This is a genomic window from Microbacterium sp. K35, assembly GCF_004794375.1.
Lineage (GTDB): Bacteria > Actinomycetota > Actinomycetes > Actinomycetales > Microbacteriaceae > Microbacterium > Microbacterium sufflavum.
The window spans coordinates 1-2,905 of the sequence record NZ_SSDM01000126.1 but is presented as its reverse complement, the minus strand read 5'-3'; the positions used below and the strand labels follow the sequence as shown (position 1 = coordinate 2,905).

At 73.7% G+C, this 2,905-nt stretch carries 4 protein-coding genes; all 4 read left to right on the top strand.

All coding sequences use genetic code 11. The annotated features are described in order from the left end of the window. Positions 1–888, top strand: an 888-nt coding sequence (locus DW299_RS03830) for an ABC transporter ATP-binding protein (protein ID WP_136035765.1), incomplete at its 5' end; no start/stop codon positions are given. After that, complete coding sequence (locus DW299_RS03825; protein WP_136035763.1) at positions 885–1,742, top strand: ATP-binding cassette domain-containing protein; 858 nt, start codon at positions 885–887, stop codon at positions 1,740–1,742. The genes DW299_RS03830 and DW299_RS03825, both read left to right, overlap by 4 nt. 47 nt (positions 1,743–1,789) lie before the next feature. Then, positions 1,790–2,377 carry a TetR/AcrR family transcriptional regulator gene (locus DW299_RS03820; protein WP_136035762.1) on the top strand — a complete coding sequence of 196 codons (588 nt, stop codon included), beginning with the start codon at positions 1,790–1,792 and terminating at the stop codon, positions 2,375–2,377. Positions 2,378–2,411: 34 nt separating this feature from the next. Continuing rightward, a partial coding sequence (locus DW299_RS03815; protein ID WP_136035760.1) for an alpha/beta fold hydrolase occupies positions 2,412–2,905 on the top strand: 494 nt, incomplete at its 3' end.

The following is a 2,905-nucleotide window of genomic DNA, read 5'->3' as shown; positions in this document are numbered from 1 at the left end:
CTCGCGGCCGCCGCCGACGCCCCCGCCCCGACCGGGGCCGCGCAGCACGAGGCCGCCTCGTCGGCGCTGCGCGTCGAGAACCTGCGCGTCGTGCACGCCACGCCGAACGGCGAGACCGAGGTCGTCCACGGGGTCACCCTCGACGTGGCCCCCGGCGAGGTCGTCGGCATCGTGGGCGAGTCCGGATCGGGCAAGTCGCAGACGGTGTTCTCGGTGCTCGATCTGCTGCCCTCCACCGGCCGCGCCACCGCCGACGCGATCTGGGTGGGCGGCACCGACGTGACCGCGGCGACGCCCGCCCAGCGGCACGCACTGCTCGGGCGCACGATCGGCTACGTGCCGCAGGAGCCCATGAGCAACCTCGACCCCTCGTACACGATCGGGCACCAGCTGGTCGAGCCGCTGCGCCGCGTGCACGGACTCAGCCGCGCGGCCGCGACCGAGCGGGCGCGCGCCGTGCTCGTGCGGGTCGGCCTCACCGACCCCGACCGGGTCATGCGCAGCTACCCGCATCAGGTGTCCGGCGGCATGGCGCAGCGCGTGCTCATCGCGGGCGCGATCGCCGGGCGGCCCTCACTGCTCGTGGCCGATGAGCCCACCACGGCGCTCGACGTGACCGTGCAGGCCGAGGTGCTCGAGCTGCTGCGCGAGCTGCAGGCCGAGTACGGCATGGCGCTGCTGATCGTCACGCACAACTTCGGCGTCGTCGCCGACATCTGCGACCGCGTGATCGTGATGCGCGGCGGCGACATCGTGGAGTCCGGACCGGTCGACGACCTGTTCGCCGCGCCCGCGGAGCCCTACACGCGCGAGCTGATCGCCGCCTCGCTCGACGACGCCGCCGGCCGCGCCGAGCTCGACCGCCACCGTACGGAGGTGCCCGCATGACCGCCGCGACCGACACCGCGACCCGCCCGCTGCTCGAGGTGAGCGACCTGGTGGTGGAGTACGGGCGCGGGCGCACCGCGTTCCGCGCGCTGCACGGGGTCTCGCTCGACATCGCGCCGGGGGAGTGCCTCGGGCTCGTGGGCGAGTCCGGGTCGGGCAAGTCCACGCTCGGCAAGGCCATCCTCGGCCTGGCCCCGGTGACCGAGGGGAGCATCCGCTTCGACGGCCGCGAGATCAGCCGCCTGGGCGGTCGTGCCCGCCGCGCGCTCGCCGACGACGTGCAGGTCGTGTTCCAGGACCCGTACGGTTCGCTCAACCCCGCCCTCACGATCGGCGACATCCTCACCGAGCCGCTGCTCACGACCGGCCTCGGCGCGAAGGCCGCCGAGGCGAAGGTGTGCGAGATGCTCGACCGGGTGCGGCTGCCCTCGGCCAGCATGGACCGCTACCCGAGCGAGTTCTCCGGCGGTCAGCGGCAGCGCGTCGCGATCGCCCGCGCCCTGGTGCGCGGACCGCGGCTGATCGTGTGCGACGAGCCCGTGAGCGCGCTCGACCTCACCACGCAGGCCACCATCCTCGACCTGTTCATCGAGCTGCAGCGCGACACCGGCGTGGCGTACCTGTTCGTGTCGCACGACCTCGGCGTCGTGCGGCGCGTGTGCCACCGGGTGGCCGTGATGTACCGCGGCGAGCTGGTGGAGGTGGGCGAGGGCGAGCAGGTCACCCGCGCCCCGCGGCACCCCTACTCCGAGCGGCTGCGCCTCGCCTCGCCCGTGGCCGACCCGGTCGCGCAGCGGGAGCGCCGGGCGCAGTGGCTCGCTCTGCGGGAGGTGCCCGATGCGGCGGTACGGTAGCTCCAGGCCGGAACTCGCACTCACCCGGACCCGGCCGGAAGGACGCCATGCCGAAGATCATCGACCACGACCAGCGGCGACGGGACATCGTCGAGGTGGCCAAGAGCATCATCCTGAAGGGCGGCTTCGAGGCCGCGACGATGCGCAGCATCGCCGCGGAGGCGGGGTTCGCGAACGGGGCTCTGAAGCACTACTTCCCCGGCAAGGAGAGCATCGTCGCTGCGACGTTCGAGACGATCCTGCAGCAGATGTCGGAGGGCGTGCAGGCGGCGGGCGAGGAGCCGGTCGCGGCGGACGATGCGCTGCGGGGCTTCCTGCAGGCGACCATCCCGCGCGATCGGGAGCAGATCGCCGCGGGGCGGGTGCTGCTGGCGCTGTGGGAGTACGCGATGGCGAACGAGGCGCTCGCGGAGCTGTATCGCGGGCACCTGGCGTCGTGGCGGCGCTCGCTGATCGAGCGGATGGAGGCGGCCCGGGACGAGGGGTCGATCCGCGGCCAGGACTACGGCCCGCTCGCGGACGAGTTCATCTCGGCGGCGGTGGGCGCGACCGTCATCAACCTCATGTATCCGGACGGCGACCGCATCGCCGACTACGAGAGCTACATCGACCGGTTCCTGGCGCGGCTGCGCTGATCGCGGGGCGCCGGTCCGCACAGGGAGGCGCCGCATGACCGCACAGACAGCTCGACCCGTGGTGTTCCTGCACGGCCTCGCCTCGCGCGGCTCCCAGGACTGGCCGGAGACGGAGTGGACGGGGGTGCTCGGCGACCGCCCGCGCGTCGTGATCGACCTCCCGGCGCACGGTGAGGCGGAGGCGCTCGGCGTGGTCCCGACCTCGGCCGTGCTCGACGCGCTCGCCGAGACGATCGGACCGGACGAGATCGATCTGGTCGGCTACTCGCTGGGCGCCCGGCTCGCCTGGGACCTCGCTCGTCACCCGCGCGTGGCGGTGCGCCGCCTGGTCCTCGGCGGGCTCAGCGCGGGGGAGCCCTTCGCGCTGGTCGACCTTCCGGCTGCCCGTGCCGCCGTCGGGGGAGGGGCGGCGCCCGCGGATCCGCTGACCGCGATGATCGTGCACATGGCGACTCTGCCCGGCAACCGCGCCGGCGAGCTGCTCGACCTGATCGAGGGGCTCGCCACTGAGCCGTTCGATCAGGTCGA

What these genes read in the sequence shown, in the direction of transcription:
- DW299_RS03825 (WP_136035763.1), top strand. Translation starts at nt 885, where the DNA reads ATGACCGCCGCGACCGACACCGCGACCCGCCCGCTGCTCGAGGTGAGC.
- DW299_RS03820 (WP_136035762.1), top strand. Translation starts at nt 1,790, where the DNA reads ATGCCGAAGATCATCGACCACGACCAGCGGCGACGGGACATCGTCGAG.